The 15,118-nt window shown below is 64.1% G+C and carries 15 protein-coding genes and 2 tRNA genes; 9 read left to right on the top strand and 8 right to left on the bottom strand.

Features of this window, described 5'->3' with window-relative positions:
* Positions 1 to 2: 2 nt before the first annotated feature.
* From cyoC to SKP52_RS11280, 5 genes are read left to right on the top strand one after another with little or no spacing between them, the layout of a single operon-like run.
* On the top strand, positions 3 to 629 hold the full coding sequence (cyoC, locus tag SKP52_RS11300) for a cytochrome o ubiquinol oxidase subunit III (protein WP_148309260.1): 627 nt from the start codon (positions 3 to 5) through the stop codon (positions 627 to 629).
* Entirely contained in the window at positions 626 to 1,003 is a 378-nt protein-coding gene (gene cyoD / locus SKP52_RS11295) for a cytochrome o ubiquinol oxidase subunit IV (RefSeq protein WP_039574824.1), read from the top strand. Before cyoC ends, cyoD begins: the two co-directional genes overlap by 4 nt.
* Positions 1,000 to 1,701 (top strand): SURF1 family protein, encoded by a 702-nt coding sequence (locus SKP52_RS11290; RefSeq protein ID WP_039574822.1) that lies wholly within the window; start codon positions 1,000 to 1,002, stop codon positions 1,699 to 1,701. The genes cyoD and SKP52_RS11290 overlap by 4 nt, the downstream gene beginning before the upstream one ends.
* Positions 1,701 to 3,008: an ATP-binding protein gene (locus tag SKP52_RS11285; protein ID WP_039574820.1), complete on the top strand. Its 1,308-nt coding sequence runs from the start codon at positions 1,701 to 1,703 to the stop codon at positions 3,006 to 3,008. The genes SKP52_RS11290 and SKP52_RS11285 overlap by 1 nt, the downstream gene beginning before the upstream one ends.
* On the top strand, positions 3,005 to 3,550 hold the full coding sequence (locus SKP52_RS11280; protein WP_039574817.1) for a response regulator transcription factor: 546 nt from the start codon (positions 3,005 to 3,007) through the stop codon (positions 3,548 to 3,550). Before SKP52_RS11285 ends, SKP52_RS11280 begins: the two co-directional genes overlap by 4 nt.
* Before the next feature lie 132 nt (positions 3,551 to 3,682).
* Here SKP52_RS11280 and SKP52_RS11275 read toward each other — a convergent pair whose 3' ends face one another.
* The 4 genes from SKP52_RS11275 to SKP52_RS11260 all read right to left on the bottom strand — a co-directional run bounded on the left by SKP52_RS11275 (position 3,683) and on the right by SKP52_RS11260 (position 8,124).
* Positions 3,683 to 5,809 (bottom strand): prolyl oligopeptidase family serine peptidase, encoded by a 2,127-nt coding sequence (locus SKP52_RS11275; protein ID WP_039574815.1) that lies wholly within the window; start codon positions 5,807 to 5,809, stop codon positions 3,683 to 3,685.
* A gap of 173 nt (positions 5,810 to 5,982) precedes the next feature.
* Positions 5,983 to 6,405 carry a DUF4112 domain-containing protein gene (locus SKP52_RS11270; RefSeq protein WP_039574814.1) on the bottom strand — a complete coding sequence of 141 codons (423 nt, stop codon included), beginning with the start codon at positions 6,403 to 6,405 and terminating at the stop codon, positions 5,983 to 5,985.
* Between the two features lie 42 nt (positions 6,406 to 6,447).
* A complete protein-coding gene (locus SKP52_RS11265; RefSeq protein ID WP_039580742.1) occupies positions 6,448 to 7,908 on the bottom strand; it encodes an ABC transporter substrate-binding protein in 1,461 nt (486 codons plus the stop codon).
* 130 nt (positions 7,909 to 8,038) lie between these two features.
* Positions 8,039 to 8,124 (bottom strand) — tRNA-Leu (locus tag SKP52_RS11260).
* Positions 8,125 to 8,213: 89 nt separating this feature from the next.
* Between SKP52_RS11260 and SKP52_RS11255 the strand changes: the two genes are divergently transcribed.
* Positions 8,214 to 9,161 carry an ABC transporter ATP-binding protein gene (locus SKP52_RS11255; RefSeq protein WP_039574813.1) on the top strand — a complete coding sequence of 316 codons (948 nt, stop codon included), beginning with the start codon at positions 8,214 to 8,216 and terminating at the stop codon, positions 9,159 to 9,161.
* A complete protein-coding gene (locus SKP52_RS11250; RefSeq protein ID WP_039574811.1) occupies positions 9,158 to 9,925 on the top strand; it encodes an ABC transporter permease in 768 nt (255 codons plus the stop codon). The genes SKP52_RS11255 and SKP52_RS11250 overlap by 4 nt, the downstream gene beginning before the upstream one ends.
* Before the next feature lie 99 nt (positions 9,926 to 10,024).
* On the opposite strand, the gene SKP52_RS11245 is transcribed toward SKP52_RS11250, so the two are convergent.
* From SKP52_RS11245 to aroA, 4 genes are all read right to left on the bottom strand, one after another.
* Complete coding sequence (locus SKP52_RS11245; RefSeq protein WP_039574809.1) at positions 10,025 to 10,303, bottom strand: integration host factor subunit beta; 279 nt, start codon at positions 10,301 to 10,303, stop codon at positions 10,025 to 10,027.
* A 206-nt stretch (positions 10,304 to 10,509) separates the two neighbouring features.
* The gene (gene rpsA, locus SKP52_RS11240; RefSeq protein ID WP_039574807.1) at positions 10,510 to 12,222 is read right to left on the bottom strand and encodes a 30S ribosomal protein S1; all 1,713 of its coding nucleotides are present in this window, start codon (positions 12,220 to 12,222) and stop codon (positions 10,510 to 10,512) included.
* Between the two features lie 276 nt (positions 12,223 to 12,498).
* On the bottom strand, positions 12,499 to 13,128 hold the full coding sequence (locus SKP52_RS11235) for a (d)CMP kinase (RefSeq protein WP_039574805.1): 630 nt from the start codon (positions 13,126 to 13,128) through the stop codon (positions 12,499 to 12,501).
* Positions 13,125 to 14,453: a 3-phosphoshikimate 1-carboxyvinyltransferase gene (gene aroA / locus SKP52_RS11230; RefSeq protein WP_039574803.1), complete on the bottom strand. Its 1,329-nt coding sequence runs from the start codon at positions 14,451 to 14,453 to the stop codon at positions 13,125 to 13,127. The genes SKP52_RS11235 and aroA overlap by 4 nt, the downstream gene beginning before the upstream one ends.
* Before the next feature lie 124 nt (positions 14,454 to 14,577).
* Here aroA and SKP52_RS11225 point away from each other — a divergent pair, with 124 nt between their 5' ends.
* Complete coding sequence (locus SKP52_RS11225) at positions 14,578 to 14,901, top strand: TIGR02300 family protein (protein WP_039574801.1); 324 nt, start codon at positions 14,578 to 14,580, stop codon at positions 14,899 to 14,901.
* 135 nt (positions 14,902 to 15,036) lie between these two features.
* Positions 15,037 to 15,112, top strand: a tRNA-Ala gene (locus SKP52_RS11220).
* The last annotated feature ends 6 nt before the right edge of the window (positions 15,113 to 15,118 follow it).

Here is a 15,118-nt window from a genome sequence, read left to right as displayed (position 1 = left end):
CCATGACGGCAGACGCCATCACCGCCGACGAACCCGTCCGCTTCTACGACCTCGACGAGCATGCGCATCCCGAGGGGCACAGCACGATGCTGGGCTTCTGGATCTATCTGATGAGCGACTGCCTCATCTTTGCGATCCTCTTTGCCTGCTACGCGGTGCTCGGCGGCAGCTATGCTGCGGGGCCGTCGCCGAAGGATCTGTTCGACCTGAAACTGATCGCGCTCAACACCGCAATGCTGCTCTTCTCGTCGATCACCTACGGCTTTGCGGTGCTGCAGATGCAGCAGGGCAAGGTGAAGGGCGTGCAGCTCTGGCTTGGCATTACCGGCCTGTTCGGGCTCGCCTTCCTCGGGATCGAGCTTTACGAATTCCACCACCTGATCGAGATCGGCGCGGGGCCCCAGCGAAGCGCCTTCCTGTCGAGCTTCTTCACCCTCGTCGGCACGCACGGGCTGCACGTCACCTTCGGCATCATCTGGCTCGTCACGCTCATGGTCCAGCTGTCGAAGCACGGGCTGATCGCCGCGAACAAGCGCCGCGTGATGTGCCTGTCGATGTTCTGGCACTTCCTCGACGTCGTGTGGATCGGCGTCTTCACCTTTGTCTATCTGATGGGAGTGCTGCGATGAGCGCCGATCCCCACGCCGCCGTGCACGGTCACGACGAAATCGAGATGCCGCACGCGTCGATGCGCGACTATGTCATCGGCTTCGTGCTGTCGGTGATCCTGACCGCCATCCCCTTCTGGCTGGTGATGACGATGCCGCTCAGTGCCGGCACGACCGGCGCGATCATCATGGGTTTTGCGGTGGTGCAGATCGTCGTCCACATGGTGTTCTTTCTTCACATGACACCAAAAGCGGAGGGCGGCTGGTCGCTGACTTCGCTGATCTTCACCGTGATCGTCGTCGTGATCATGCTCGCAGGATCCTTGTGGGTGATGCATCACCTCAACACCAACATGATGCCGATGTCGCACGAAGACGCGAGACAGGTACCGTGACACGCACCCGCCGCGGCGCCTTTGCCGCCGCGGCGCTGATCGCGGCGATGGGGCTGGCGGCGCTCGGCGTCTGGCAGGTCGAGCGGCGCGCGTGGAAGCATGCGCTGGTCGCAGCGGTCGACGCGCGCATCCATGCGGCGCCCGCGGCGGCCCCAGGTCCGGATGCGTGGGGGCGGGTCGACGCAAAGGGCGATGCCTATCGCCGGGTGACCGCGACCGGCAGCTTTCGGCACGACCGCGAGACGCTGGTGCAGGCAGTGACCGATCGCGGTCCGGGCTTCTGGGTTCTGACTCCCCTCGAAACCCCAGGATTCACGCTGCTCGTCAATCGCGGGTTCGTGCCCAGGGATCGGCGCGATCCGGCGGCGCGGACGGCAGGCAATACCGCGGGCGCGGTGACCGTGACGGGGCTGCTGCGTGTGACCGAGCCCGAAGGGGCGTTCCTTCGTTCGAACGATCCGGCCGCGGACCGATGGTATTCGCGCGATGTCGCCGCGATCGCCAAGGCGAGGGGATTGGGTAAGACCGCGCCCTATTTCGTCGATGCGGACTCCGCTCCGAATCCCGGCGGCTATCCCATCGGCGGGCTGACCGTCGTGCGCTTTTCCGACAATCATCTCGTCTATGCGCTGACCTGGTTTGCGCTTTGTGCACTCAGCCTCTTTTTTGCTTGGCGGCTGTGGCGTATCCGCGATTGATGACCAGCCCGACGATCCTGCCGGCCGCGCCCGCCCGAGCCCCCGCCGGGCGCCGCAATATGACGCTGCTGGTCCAGCTGCGCTGGATTGCGGTCGGGGGGCAGCTGGCGACGATCGGGATCGTCAGCGGACCGATGGGCATATCGCTGCCGGGCGCCCCCCTGCTCGCGGCGATCACGGTGCTGATCGCAATCAACTTCGCGAGCATTGCCTTGCTCCGCCGCGGGCGCGCGGTGACGAACGCCGAGCTGACCGCGGTGTTGCTGTTCGACGTCGCGGCGCTCGGCTGGCAACTTCACCACAGCGGTGGACTCGGCAATCCTTTTGCCTCGCTGTTCCTGTTGCAGGTGGTGATCGGCGCGATCCTGCTGACGCCGCGGTCGTCGTGGGCGATCGTCGTTGCAGCATTGGCGGCGCTCGCGGCGCTGCGCGCCGATCCGACGCCGCTGGTGCTGCCTCCTGCCTATGCGGCCGATCCGATGGAGCTCTATCTACAGGGCAGCTTCGTTTGCTTCCTGCTGATCGCGGTGCTGCTCGTCGCCTTCGTCACGCGGATCAGCCGCAACCTGCGCGACAGCGACGCGGCGCTCGCAGCTAGCCGCCAGCGCGCCGCCGAGGAGGATCATATCGTGCGCATGGGGCTGCTCGCATCGGGCGCGGCGCATGAGCTTGGGACGCCGCTGTCGACGCTGTCGGTGCTGATCGGCGACTGGAAAGCAGCGCCGCGCCTCGCGAAGGATCGCGAGATGCAGGAGGACCTCGCCGACATGGATGCGGCGGTGCAGCGGTGCAAGGCAATCGTCAGCGGCATCCTGATGTCGGCCGGCGAGGCGCGGGGCGAAGCGCCGCAACTGACGACGATGCGCGCGGCGTTCAACGAAATCGTGTCGCACACGCGTGCGGTGCGCCGTCCGGATACGGTCGAATTCAATGATCGTTTCGGTGCCGACGTCGCCATCGTGTCGGACCCCGCGCTGCGCCAGGTCATCGGCAATGTGCTCGACAATGCGGCCGAGGTTTCGCCCGACTGGACCAGCTTTACCACCTCGCGCGACGGTGACATGCTGGTGATCGAAATCGCCGATCGCGGCCCCGGTTTCACCCGGGAGATGCTGGAGAATTTCGGCCAGCCCTACCGCTCGACCAAGGGACGCCCCGGTGGCGGGCTGGGCCTGTTTCTGCTCGTCAATGTGCTGCGCAAGCTGGGCGGCGGCGCCAGCGTGTCCAATCGTGACGAAGGCGGCGCGCTAGTGCGGATTTTCCTGCCCATATCGTCGCTCGCGCGTGATGATGGAGAGACGGCATGACCGACGCCGGTAAGGATGGGCGGCAATTGCTGATCGTCGAGGATGACGAGGCGTTCGCGCGGACGCTGAAGCGATCGTTCGAGCGGCGCGGTTATCTGGTGCAGGTCGCACATAGCCCCGAAGAGATGGAGGTGCATTTGCACGCTTTCCGGCCGGGCTATGCGGTCGTCGACCTGAAGCTCGGCAGTGCGTCGGGGCTGGCGTGCGTGCAGGCGCTGCGTGCGTCGGATGCGGCAATGCGGATCGTCGTGCTGACCGGTTTTGCGAGCATCGCGACCGCCGTCGAGGCGATCAAGCTCGGCGCTTCCTATTATCTCGCCAAGCCGTCGAACACCGACGATATCGAGGCAGCGTTCGACCGTACCGACGGCAATGCCGAAACGCCGGTGGGCGACCGCCAGTCGTCGATCAAGACGGTCGAATGGGAGCATATCCACCAAGTGTTGGTCGAGACCGACTTCAATATCTCCGAGACCGCGCGCCGGCTGGGGATGCACCGGCGGACGCTGGCGCGAAAGCTGGAGAAAAGGCAGATACGGTGAGTTGCGGCGGGCGCCGACAAATGATCCGTTCGCCCCGAGCTTGTCGAAGGGCTGTTCTTTCTTGTGACGTTGGCCGAAGAAGAACGGTGCTTCGACAAGCTCAGCACGAACGGACTAGGGTGTTGGGCCGCCCTATTTTTTCTCCACCAACTCGCGCGTCAGAAAGCCGTGGAGCATCGCTGCGCGCACCGCATCCTCGGCATGGTCGGCGCCGACCGAATGGCCGCCCTCCAGATATTCGTGATAATAGACGCGGTTGCCATTCTCCATAAGCCGCGCGGCAAATTTGCGCGCGTGGCCAGGATGGACGCGATCGTCCTTGGTCGAAAGATAGAGGAAGATCGGCGGATATTTAACGCCCTTGCGGATGTTCTGGTATGGTGAATATTTCGACAGGAACGCCCAATCTTCGGGCACGTCGGGATCGCCATATTCGGCGACCCATGAGGCGCCCGCGAGCATCTTGTCGTACCGCCACATATCCTTGATCGGCGAGCCGGAGATCACCGCGCCATAAAGGTCGGGGCGCTGCGTCATCGCCGCGCCGACGAGCACGCCGCCGTTCGAGCGGCCCGAGATCGCGATCTTGCCCTTGGTGCTGATCCCGGTCTTGACCAGATCCTCGGCGACCGCGTGGAGATCGTCGAAGCTGTTCTGGCGTTTCTCGCGCAGCGCCGCATCGTGCCAGGCGGGACCATATTCGCCGCCGCCGCGGATGTTGGCGAGGACATAGGCATTGCCGTCCTCGACCCAGAACAGCCCGAGCGGACCGGCGCGGTACGGCTGGCCGGTGAGATAGCCCGGCGTCTGCGCGGCGCGGAAGCCGCCATAGGCGTGGATCAGCGCAGCGACGGGGCCGGTCGCGCCCTTCTTACGCGCAATGAAATAGGGGATTTTGGTGCCATCCTTCGACGTTGCGAAGCGCTTTTCGACGGTCATGTCATTCGCGTCGAAGGTCGCGGGCAGGCTCTGCACGGCTTGCGGCGCGGCGGTTTCGGACACGGCGTAGAGCGTCGGGGGCATCAGCATCGTCTCCGCGCTCGCGAAGACGGTATCGCGCTTGCCGATCGTGCCCGCGATGTTGACCGTCGCGTTTGCGGCGAGCGGAACCTCTTTTTTGCTCCAATCACCAGTCTTCGCGTCGCGGCGCAGCGCGAACAGCTTGCCCTCGACATCGTCGAGCGCCTTGACCCACAATATATTGTCGGTCGCCGAAACATTTTCGATTGCCTGCGCCTTCGTCGGAGTCATCACAGGAATGATCGGCACCTGCCGGTCGGCCGCCATATCCGCGAGCGACAGTGAGATCAGCGAGCCCGCGGGAAAGCCGGTCCCGAAATCCTTGTTGAGGAAGACGATGGCCTGCCCGCCGAGCACGTCGCGCAGGCTGGCGGTGTCGGGGATGATCGTCGAACGATAGGTCTCGCCGCCGACGCCGCGGATCAGATAGTCGGCGGTGTAGAAGGTCTTGCCGCGGCTGATTATCGGCCAGCGCGTGCCGCCGTCGGTGAAAGCGAAGACGTTCATGCCGACGTCCTCGTGCTCGCCCTCGGCCACCGTCACGGCCGCCGCGAGCGGCGTGCCGCGCTTCCAGCGTTTGACGATGCGCGGATAGCCTGACGCGGTCATGCTGCCTTCGCCATAATCGGTCGCAACCAGCAGGGTGTCGGCATCCTCCCACGTCACGCTGCTCTTCGCCTGCGGCAACGTAAAGCCGCCCTCGACAAAGCTTTTGGTCGTGCGGTCCCACTCGCGAACGACGTCGGCGTCGGTGCCGCCGGGGCTTACCGAGACGAGACAACGTTTGTAATCGGGGGCGAGGCAGTCGGCGCCGTGCCACACCCAGCTTTGCTTTTCGGCCTTGCCGAGCGCGTCGACGTCGATCAGCGTCGTCCAGACGGGCTTGCCGGCGAGATAGGCGTCGAGCGGGCTCTGGCGCCAGATGCCGCGGGGGTTGTTCGCGTCGCGCCAGAAATTGGTGATTATGTCGCCCATCACTTCGCCGGGTGCGGCAATCTGACGGTCGTCGTCGAGGATTTCGCGCGCGCGCTTGCGGTCGGCCTCGAAACTCGGACGGCTGGTGATCAGCTTGTCGGTTGCCGCATTTTCCTTTTTGACCCAGTCCAGCGCCTTCGCGCCCTCGATATCCTCGAGCCAGAGATAGGGGTCCCCATTTTTGTCGACCTCCTGCGGCGCGGCCGCCGCTACGGCGGCAAAGGAACAGCTGAGGGCAAGCGCGGCGAGGCTGGCGCGGATCATTCAATAGTCTCCCCTGGGGTTTGGAGGCGCTGTGCTAGCAGCATTAGACACCGGAGGGGAAGGCTGTTGCAAATGCAACGATCGTCATTGCGAGGAGCCGAAGGCGACGCGGCAATCCAGAGAGTGCGCAAACCGCTCGAGATTGCGTCGCTTTGCTCGCAATGAAAAGAAGTTTACTGGTCGATGATGATCGTGCCGGGGTGATGCTTGTCGAGATGCTTCTTGATGATCCGAAGATTGCGTGTGTTCGACCGGAAGAAGAAGTCGAAAGCGTCGCCGACCAGCGGCACGGCGCCGAGCGCGGTATCGACGCCAAGATTGCCGACCATGCGCCAGATTTTCCATTTCGGCATGCCGAGATTGCGTGCTTCCCAGATGAGGTAGGCGCCCATCGTCGCGGCGATGACGTCGCCGACCACGGGGACGAGGCCGACGATCGCGTCGAGACCGACTGGGCGATTGATGCCGGGGATGATGAAGCTGCGTTCGAGCAGGATTTCCAGCGTCTCGACGCGCTTTCGCAGCGCCGCGGGATCGCTGCGATTCGCGATCAGCGCGTCGAAGATCGCGTCGGGATTCGGGGGAGAAGGGGCCATTTGGGTCCTTTCAAAAGCGCTCGAAGGTGCAGCGCCGCTGTATTAGTTAGGTAAGGCAATCACATGATTCAATGGGTGCTGCGCGCGGCCGTTGGCGCGAAGGCCGGTGAGGCGCTGCGACGCGACCGACCAGCGGAGCGGGGTCGCGAGCGGGATGAAGGGGGCGTAACGGCCCAGAACGGCCTCGGCCTCGCTGACTTGCACCCGGCGCTGGCCCGCGTCGACATTGGCCGTCGCTCGGTCGATCAGTCCCTGCGCCTCGCGGTTGCACAGCGTATCGCGGCGGCACGACAGGCGGCGCAGCGCCCACAAAGCATCGTCGTTCGGCGCGACTTCGTCGATCAGGCGGAGGTCGGCGGTCGACGCCATCGGGACGCGCTGGCTCGGCACGCCGATCGCTTTGAAATCGGCGGACACATAAGCGAACAGAATGCGGCCACCTGGGTTGTCGGGGACGGCGATACGCAGCGGCTCGATCTCGCGCCCCGCGTCGAGCCAGGCATCGACGGCGCGTTTCGCCTGCGCAATCCGCGACGCCTCGTCATATTCGGCCCAGACGGGCACGAGCGGGGCAGGGCCGCCGTCGCGCGCATAGAGCGCGGGGCGGAGCGTGACCTGTGGCTGCCATTCGGCGAGCCCGAAGGCTTCGACCAGTCGCTGGCGCCGGACCGCGCGCACGAGCGCGTCGCGGTTGGCGTCGATCGCGAGGAACCCCTCGGCGCGGACGAACGACAGGCCGAACAGGCCGGGGACGGGGTCGACGACGAGCCGCGAGCGACCGATGTTCGACGCGGCGAAATAGGGCAAGGTCGAAAAACGGCCGCCGACGACGCCATCGGCATAGCCGTTCTTGAACCGCGCGAGCGCGCCCGCAGGTGACGTGCCCACCAGCTCGATCGAGGCGGCGGGGTCGTTCGCGGCGGCTTCGGCGGCTTCCTGGTCCTCGGCGAGCGGGTCGGGAACGGGCGAGAGCAGTACCGCGCGGCCGATCTTGCGCGCGCGCATCGGGCCCCAGCCCATGCCCTTGTTGACGATCGCCATCGACGGCTGTGCGAGCAGTTCGAGGATCGAGGGCTGTGGTACGGCGAGGCGGATCTCGATCACCGTGTCGGTCATCGCCTTGATCGTCTCGATCTCCGGGAAATCGCTTTTCAGGACGTGACGGCTGGCGGGGGCCAGATAGGATCGCAGGATTGCGGCGACATTCTCGGCCGTGACCTTGCGGCCATCGCTCCATTTGGCTTCGCGAATGCGGAAGATATAGCTGCGCCCGTCGGCGGTAACGGTCCAGCGGTCGGCGAGGCCGGTGTCGATCTGTCCCTCGCCGTCATAACTGACCAGCCCCTGCGAGGTCGCGTCGAGCAGCGCGGCATTGGCGGCCGAAAGCTCGCCGTTCAGCGGGTTCGCGGCCGCATTGATCGGGCCAATCGCGGCGATCTTGACCGGGCCGCGTTCGCCGAACAGGCCGCAGCTGCCGAGCGACAGGACGGCCAAGCCGAGCATGATCTTTGGCAAGAGGGTCTTCGACCCGGATTTCGGAATGTCAGTTTTTGGCGGCATCGTCTTGCATCATAGTGATGCCGGGCAAAACCGGAAGTGGGCATCCGGCTTGCCGCCCGATATGTCGCAATGCTGGTGCGGACGGCGGGACTTGAACCCGCATACCCAGAGGATGGCAGATTTTAAGTCTGCTGCGTCTACCGATTTCGCCACGTCCGCATGGTCGGGTGGATCAAGCCGATGGGCCGATGGACGTCAAGCGCTGTTTGGCGCTTCACGCGGTCGGGCGGCTCGGCTAGAGGCGGGACATGACAGCAGTCCTCGAAATTTCCGGCCTCGGGAAAACCTATAAAAGCGGTCACACAGCGCTGAGCGATGTCGACCTCACCATCAACAAGGGCGAGATTTTCGCACTTCTCGGGCCGAATGGCGCGGGCAAGACGACGCTGATCAGCATCGTCTGCGGCATCGTGACTGCGAGCGCGGGGACGGTGACCGTTGCCGGGCATGATCATGCGCAGGGCTATCGCGCCGCGCGGACGATGATCGGGCTGGTGCCGCAGGAACTGCACACCGATGCGTTCGAGACGGTCATGGCAACGGTGAGCTTTTCGCGCGGGCTGTTCGGCAAGCCGCGCGACCCGGCATTCATCGAGCAATTGCTCCGCGACCTGTCCTTGTGGGACAAGCGCACATCGAAGATCATGGAATTGTCGGGCGGCATGAAGCGCCGCGTGATGATCGCCAAGGCGCTCAGTCACGAACCCGAAATCCTGTTCCTCGACGAACCCACCGCAGGGGTCGACGTCGAGTTGCGCCGCGATATGTGGAACATGGTCCGCGGCCTTCGCGAGCGGGGGGTGACGATCATCCTCACCACCCATTATATCGAGGAGGCCGAGGAAATGGCCGACCGCGTCGGGGTGATCACCGGCGGACGGCTGATCCTGGTCGAGCAAAAGGACGAGCTGATCAAGAAGCTGGGACGCAAGACGCTGACGCTCAATCTGGCCGAGCCGCTGACGGCAATTCCCGACGAGCTGGGGCAGTGGAAGCTCGCGCTGGCAGGCGAAGGCAATGAGCTGGTCTATGAATTCGACAGCCGCGCCGAGGCAACGGGGGTTCCCTCGCTGCTGCGGCGGATGACCGACATCGGAGTGCAGTTCAAGGACTTGCACACAAGGCAAAGCTCGCTCGAGGATATTTTTGTCGGGCTGGTGCACGAATCGAATGGCGCAAAGGGAGAAGCCGCATGACCGCGAACTGGCGCGGCGTGCGCGCGATCTACGCTTTCGAAATGGCGCGCTTCGGGCGCACTTTCTGGACCAGCCTGATGCTGCCGGTGATCACCACCGCGCTCTATTTCGTCGTCTTCGGATCGGCGATTGGCAGCCGGATGACCGAGGTAAACGACGTGCCCTATGGCGCATTCATCGTGCCGGGGCTGATGATGTTGACGATGTTCACTGAAAGCATCAGCAATGCGTCGTTCGGCATCTATATGCCCAAATGGACGGGGACGATTTACGAGATGCTGTCGGCGCCGCTGTCGCCGCTGGAAACGGTGATGGCCTATGTCGGCGCCGCGGCGACGAAATCGGTGATTATCGGGTCGATCATCTTCGCGACCGCGCACCTGTTCGTCGATGTGCAGGTCGCGCATCCGCTGTTGATGGCCGCATTCATGATCCTGATGGCTGTGACATTCTGCCTGTTCGGCTTCATCATCGGCATCTGGGCGCAGAGTTTCGAGCAGCTGCAGGTCATCCCGATGCTGGTCATCTATCCGCTGACCTTTTTGGGCGGTGCCTTCTATTCGCTCGACATGCTGCCCGCGGCATGGCGGACGATCACGCTGTTCAACCCCGTCGTCTATCTGATCAGCGGCTTTCGCTGGACCTTCTTCGGCAAGGGCGACGTCGGGATCGAGGTCAGCATGGGCGCAGTGGCGCTGTTCCTGGCGTTGTGCCTGGGCATTATTTTCTGGATGTTCCGGACGGGATATCGGCTGAAGAACTGAGGCTTCAACAACGTCATTGCGAGCACAGCGAAGCAATCTTCAGCTATCGAACTGGAGATTGCTTCGCTGCGCTCGCAATGACGGGATTTTGGCTGGCGCTTAGCCGTTCAGGCGTTCGCGCATTTCCTTGCCCGGTTTGAAATAGGGGACGTTTTTCGCCTTCACGTCGACGGCGGCGCCCGTGCGGGGGTTGCGACCGGTGCGCGATTCGCGCGAACGGGTCGAGAAGGCGCCAAAGCCGCGGAGTTCGACGCGGCCGCCGGCGGCGAGCTGCTCGACGATGGAATCGAAGAAGGTGTCGACGATGCGCTCGACTTCCTCCAGCCGCAAATCGCTGTTTTCGCTAGCGATCTTTTGAACCAGTTCTGACCGGATCATGGTGCTTCCCCTATTATATACAGCCACGCGTTTCCCGCTGAGGCGGGCGTCCGGCCGTTGCCGGCTCATTTTTGCGTGAGACCCCTCCCAACGCGCGGAGAAGGTATCATGAATCACTGTCCGGTCAAAATATATCACTGAAAGAAAAAGGCCCGCAGAGGGATGCTCTGCGGGCCTTTTGTTTCGCGTGGACGCGGAAGGAGGAATTAATCCTTCTTGCCGGCCTTCAGCGCTTCGCCGAGGATGTCGCCGAGCGACGCACCCGAGTCCGACGAGCCATACTGCGCCACAGCCTGCTTCTCTTCGGCGATCTGCATCGCCTTGACCGAGAAGTTCGGCTTTTTCGAGCGGTCGAAGCCGATGACCATCGCATCGAACTTCTGGCCGACCTGGTAACGTTCGGCACGCTGTTCGTCGCGGTCGCGGCCAAGGTCGGCGCGCTTGATGAAGCCCGTGGCGCCATCGTCGCCAGCCTGGACTTCGAGGCCGTTGTCGCGGACTTCGAGGACGGTGACGGTGACGACGTCGTTCTTCTTCACCGAGCCAGCAGCAGCGGTGCCGCCGCCAACGGCCGGAGCACCCTTTTCAAGCTGCTTGATGCCGAGGCTGATGCGTTCCTTCTCGACGTCGACGTCGAGAACGACGACCTGCACGGCCTCGCCCTTGCGGTGGAGGTGCAGCGCTTCTTCGCCCGAGATACCCCAAGCGATGTCCGACATGTGAACCATGCCGTCGACGTCGCCCGGCAGGCCGACGAACAGACCGAATTCGGTCGCGTTCTTGACTTCGCCTTCGACGACCGAGCCCACCGGGTGGGTTTCGGCGAACGCGCCCCAGGGGTTCGACTGGGCCTGCTTGAGGCCGAGCGAGATGCGGCGCTTGTCGCTGTCGACTTCGAGGACGATGACGTCGACTTCCTGGCTGGTCGAGACGATCTTGCCGGGGTGGACGTTCTTCTTGACCCACGACATTTCGCTGACGTGGACCAGGCCTTCGATGCCGGCTTCGAGTTCGACGAAAGCACCGTAATCGGTGATGTTCGTGACCGTACCCGACAGCTTCGCACCGACGGGGTATTTGGCGGCGACGCCTTCCCACGGATCGCTTTCGAGCTGCTTCATGCCGAGGCTGATGCGCTGCGTGTCGCGGTTGATGCGGATGATCTGGACGCGGACGGTGTCACCGATGTTGATGACTTCGCTCGGGTGGTTGACGCGCTTGTAGCTCATGTCGGTGACATGGAGCAGGCCGTCGATGCCGCCGAGATCAACGAACGCACCATAATCGGTGATGTTCTTGACCGCGCCTTCGATGATCTGGCCTTCTTCGAGGTTCAGGATCAGGCCCGAGCGCTGTTCGGCGCGCGTTTCTTCGAGGATGGCGCGGCGCGACACGACGATATTGCCGCGGCGACGATCCATCTTGAGGATCTGGAAGGGCTGCGGCAGGTCCATCAGCGGGCCGACGTCGCGCACGGGGCGGATGTCGACCTGCGAACCCGGAAGGAACGCCACGGCGCCGCCGAGGTCGACGGTGAAGCCGCCCTTGACGCGGCCGAAGATGACGCCTTCGACGCGGGCTTCCTTGTTGAATTCTTCTTCCAGGCGGTCCCAGGCGGCTTCGCGGCGAGCACGGTCGCGCGACAGCATGGTTTCGCCATTGGCGTTTTCGACGCGGTCGACATAGACTTCGACTTCGTCGCCGACATTGATGTCGGCCTTCTGGCCCGGCATCGCGAATTCGCGAAGCGGCACGCGGCCCTCGCTCTTCAGGCCGATGTCGATCACTGCCAGGTCGTTTTCGATCGCGGTCACGGTGCCCTTGACGACGCGGCCTTCAAAGCCGCCGTCGGCACCACCAAGCGATTCATCGAGCATCGCGGCGAAATCGTCGCGCGTCGGGAAAGCCGTAGTGGCCATAGATGTGTGTCCTTACTTCATTTGTTCCGGCCAAGCGGTTGGTTCCGCTGGTCTTAATGGCCGATCTGCCATGCCTGCCGGATGCAGGACACGGCATCCTTCGAACCGCTTACCGGCAAGCCATGGGCAAAGCAAAATGGGCGCGACGGGTGCATCCCGCCACGCCCGACACTCGGTTTCGAGCGGCGGTCTGACCATGTCTCGACCCGCAATAAAGCCCGTCGGACGGCGCGCATATAGTCCGCACCCCCCATCAAAGCAAGGCAGAAAGCCAGCCTAGCCGCGGTGCGCCCGGCGCTCTTCGACAAAGGCGATCGCGGCGGCGAGCGCGGCGTCCTTGTCCATGCCCGTGTTGTCGAGCAGCAATGCGTCGGTGGCGCGCAGCAGCGGTGCATCGGCGCGGCCGGTATCGCGCGCATCGCGCGCGTGAACGTCGGCGAGCACGGCGTCATAGGTCACATCGACGCCGCGTCCACGCATCTCGGCGTGGCGGCGGCGCGCGCGTTCCTCGGGGCTGGCGGTGACGAACAGCTTGGCATCGGCATGCGGCGCGATGACGGTGCCGATGTCGCGCCCGTCGAGCACCGCGCCGCCGGGCTGGTTGGCGAAATCGACCTGGCGCTGGAACAGCGCGGCGCGGACGGCGGGATGGACCGACACGCGGCTGGCGAGCCCGCCGGTGGTTTCATAGCGCAGCGCGGGATCATCGAGCAGGCTGACGGGGAAATCGCACGCGGCGAGCGCATCGGCGGCATTGTCGGCGTCGCCATGATTGAGCTGCGTCTGATAGCCGACCGCGCGATAGAGCAGCCCGGTGTCGAGCACGGGCAGGCCATAATGGTCGGCGAGCTGGCGGGCGAGCGTGCCCTTGCCCGACGCGGTGGGGCCGTCGACGGCGATGATCATTGCTGGAGACCGGCGAGCAGCTGCTCGAAATTGGGGAAGCTGGTCGCGACCGGCGCGATGTCGTCGATCGTCACCGGCGCCTTGCTGACGAGACCGGCGATCGCGAAGCTCATGCAGATGCGGTGGTCGAGATGGCCGGCGACGGTGGCACCGCCGGGCAACGCATCGCCGCCGGTGCCGTCGATGATCAGGCCGTCTTCGTTTTCTTCGACGCGCGCGCCGATTGCCTTCAGGCCAGTTGCCATCACCGCGATGCGGTCGCTTTCCTTGACGCGCAGTTCGTCGAGGCCGGTGGTCGCGGTTCGGCCCTCGGCGAGCGCGGCGGCGACGAAGAGGATCGGGAATTCGTCGACCATGCTCGGCACGATCGCGGGATCGACGTCGATGCCCTTGAGGGCACTGTGGCGGACACGCAGGTCGGCGACGGGTTCGCCGCCGACGGTGCGGGGGTCGAGCAGTTCGATGTCGCCGCCCATCTGTTTGAGGATTTCGACGAGGCCCGCGCGGGTGGGGTTGAGGCCGACGTTGGCGATGAGGACGTCGGATCCCGGAACGAGCAGCGCGGCAACGATGAAGAAGGCGGCCGACGACGGATCGCCGGGAACGACGATCGTTTGCGGCTTCAATTCGGCCTCGCCGCGGATGCGGATATGGCGCGTGCCGTCGGCGTCGGTGTCGACGGTCAGGTCGGCGCCGAAGCCGCGCAGCATGCGTTCGCTATGGTCGCGCGTCGGCACGGGCTCGATCACTTCGGTGATGCCGGGCGTATTAAGGCCCGCGAGCAATATCGCGCTTTTCACTTGCGCCGAGGCCATCGGCAGGCGGTAGGCGAGGGGGATGGCGGGGGCGAGACCGCGCACCATCAGCGGCAGGCGGCCTCCGGGCGAGGCGCTGATATCGGCGCCCATCTGCGATAGCGGATCGATAACGCGTCCCATCGGGCGGCCCGACAGGCTGGCATCGCCGATGAAGGTCGTGGTGATCGGGTGGCTTGCGACGAGGCCCATGAGCAGGCGGGTCGAGGTGCCGCTGTTGCCCATGTCGAGTGCTTCGCGCGGTTGGAGCAGCCCGCCGACGCCAACGCCATGGATACGCCATTCGCCGTCGTCCTGCCGTTCGATGGTGGCGCCCATCGCGCGCATCGCGGCCGCGGTGGCTAACACGTCATGCCCTTCGAGCAGGCCGGTAACACGGCTCTCTCCGACCGCGAGGGCGGATAGCATCAGCGAGCGGTGCGAGATGCTCTTGTCACCCGGAATCGCGATCCTACCTTTAAGCGGAATGGAAGCGGAAAAGCTGCGCGGCGTGGCGGTGTGATCGGTCATGGCGTGCGGCTTTTGACAGCGGCCTTGCAATCTGGCAAGGCGCACGCCGATTTGATGGATGCCGCGCAGGCAGTCGTCGCTTTCCCGAAATTACTATCTCCTTTCAGAAGGTTACGAGGCATATATGATAAAGGCTGAATGGGGCACGAAGCGTAGCTGCCCGAAATGCGCGACCCGATTCTATGATTTGACCAAGGACGATCCGATCAACTGCATCAATTGCGGTTACAACTGGATCCCGGAATCGGTCCTGAAATCGAAGCAGTCGACTCCGTTCGAGGTCGAAAAGCCCGGCAAGGTCGTCAAGGAAGAGGTCGTCGTCGACGAGGATCTGGATCTGGACGTCGATGTCGACGAGGACAGCGATTCGCCCGACAATGATGTCGACCTTGGTGGCGACGACGATCTGGGTGTCGCGACGGCGGATGACGACGACGTCGAAACCTGATTTTTTCAGCGAGGGGTCAAAAAGGCGTCACAAAGATGCATTTGGCCCCTTGCATCACTCGATGGCGCTGCTAAAGGCGGCGTCCCGGTCGCAGCAGCCAAGCATATTGGCCAGCGCGGCACGATGAAATGGTACGGGGCCTTAGCTCAGCTGGGAGAGCGCCTGCATGGCATGCAGGAGGTCAGCGGTTCGATCCCGCTAGGCTCCACCATTTCTT

Origin of the sequence: Sphingopyxis fribergensis, from assembly GCF_000803645.1 — a bacterium.
Classification (GTDB): Bacteria; Pseudomonadota; Alphaproteobacteria; order Sphingomonadales; family Sphingomonadaceae; genus Sphingopyxis; species Sphingopyxis fribergensis.
The sequence above is the reverse complement of the archived record's forward strand: the minus strand, read 5'-3'. Positions and strand labels throughout refer to the sequence as shown.

Bases quoted from the DNA above. Each gene is read 5' to 3' on its own strand.
- SKP52_RS11280 (WP_039574817.1), top strand. From the start codon at position 3,005: ATGACCGACGCCGGTAAGGATGGGCGGCAATTGCTGATCGTCGAGGAT.
- SKP52_RS11225 (WP_039574801.1), top strand. From the start codon at position 14,578: ATGATAAAGGCTGAATGGGGCACGAAGCGTAGCTGCCCGAAATGCGCG.
- SKP52_RS11250 (WP_039574811.1), top strand. From the start codon at position 9,158: ATGACCGCGAACTGGCGCGGCGTGCGCGCGATCTACGCTTTCGAAATG.
- rpsA (WP_039574807.1), bottom strand. From the start codon at position 12,222: ATGGCCACTACGGCTTTCCCGACGCGCGACGATTTCGCCGCGATGCTC.
- cyoD (WP_039574824.1), top strand. From the start codon at position 626: ATGAGCGCCGATCCCCACGCCGCCGTGCACGGTCACGACGAAATCGAG.
- SKP52_RS11245 (WP_039574809.1), bottom strand. From the start codon at position 10,303: ATGATCCGGTCAGAACTGGTTCAAAAGATCGCTAGCGAAAACAGCGAT.
- SKP52_RS11285 (WP_039574820.1), top strand. From the start codon at position 1,701: ATGACCAGCCCGACGATCCTGCCGGCCGCGCCCGCCCGAGCCCCCGCC.
- SKP52_RS11275 (WP_039574815.1), bottom strand. From the start codon at position 5,809: ATGATCCGCGCCAGCCTCGCCGCGCTTGCCCTCAGCTGTTCCTTTGCC.
- SKP52_RS11265 (WP_039580742.1), bottom strand. From the start codon at position 7,908: ATGCTCGGCTTGGCCGTCCTGTCGCTCGGCAGCTGCGGCCTGTTCGGC.
- cyoC (WP_148309260.1), top strand. From the start codon at position 3: ATGACGGCAGACGCCATCACCGCCGACGAACCCGTCCGCTTCTACGAC.
- SKP52_RS11270 (WP_039574814.1), bottom strand. From the start codon at position 6,405: ATGGCCCCTTCTCCCCCGAATCCCGACGCGATCTTCGACGCGCTGATC.
- SKP52_RS11255 (WP_039574813.1), top strand. From the start codon at position 8,214: ATGACAGCAGTCCTCGAAATTTCCGGCCTCGGGAAAACCTATAAAAGC.
- aroA (WP_039574803.1), bottom strand. From the start codon at position 14,453: ATGACCGATCACACCGCCACGCCGCGCAGCTTTTCCGCTTCCATTCCG.
- SKP52_RS11235 (WP_039574805.1), bottom strand. From the start codon at position 13,128: ATGATCATCGCCGTCGACGGCCCCACCGCGTCGGGCAAGGGCACGCTC.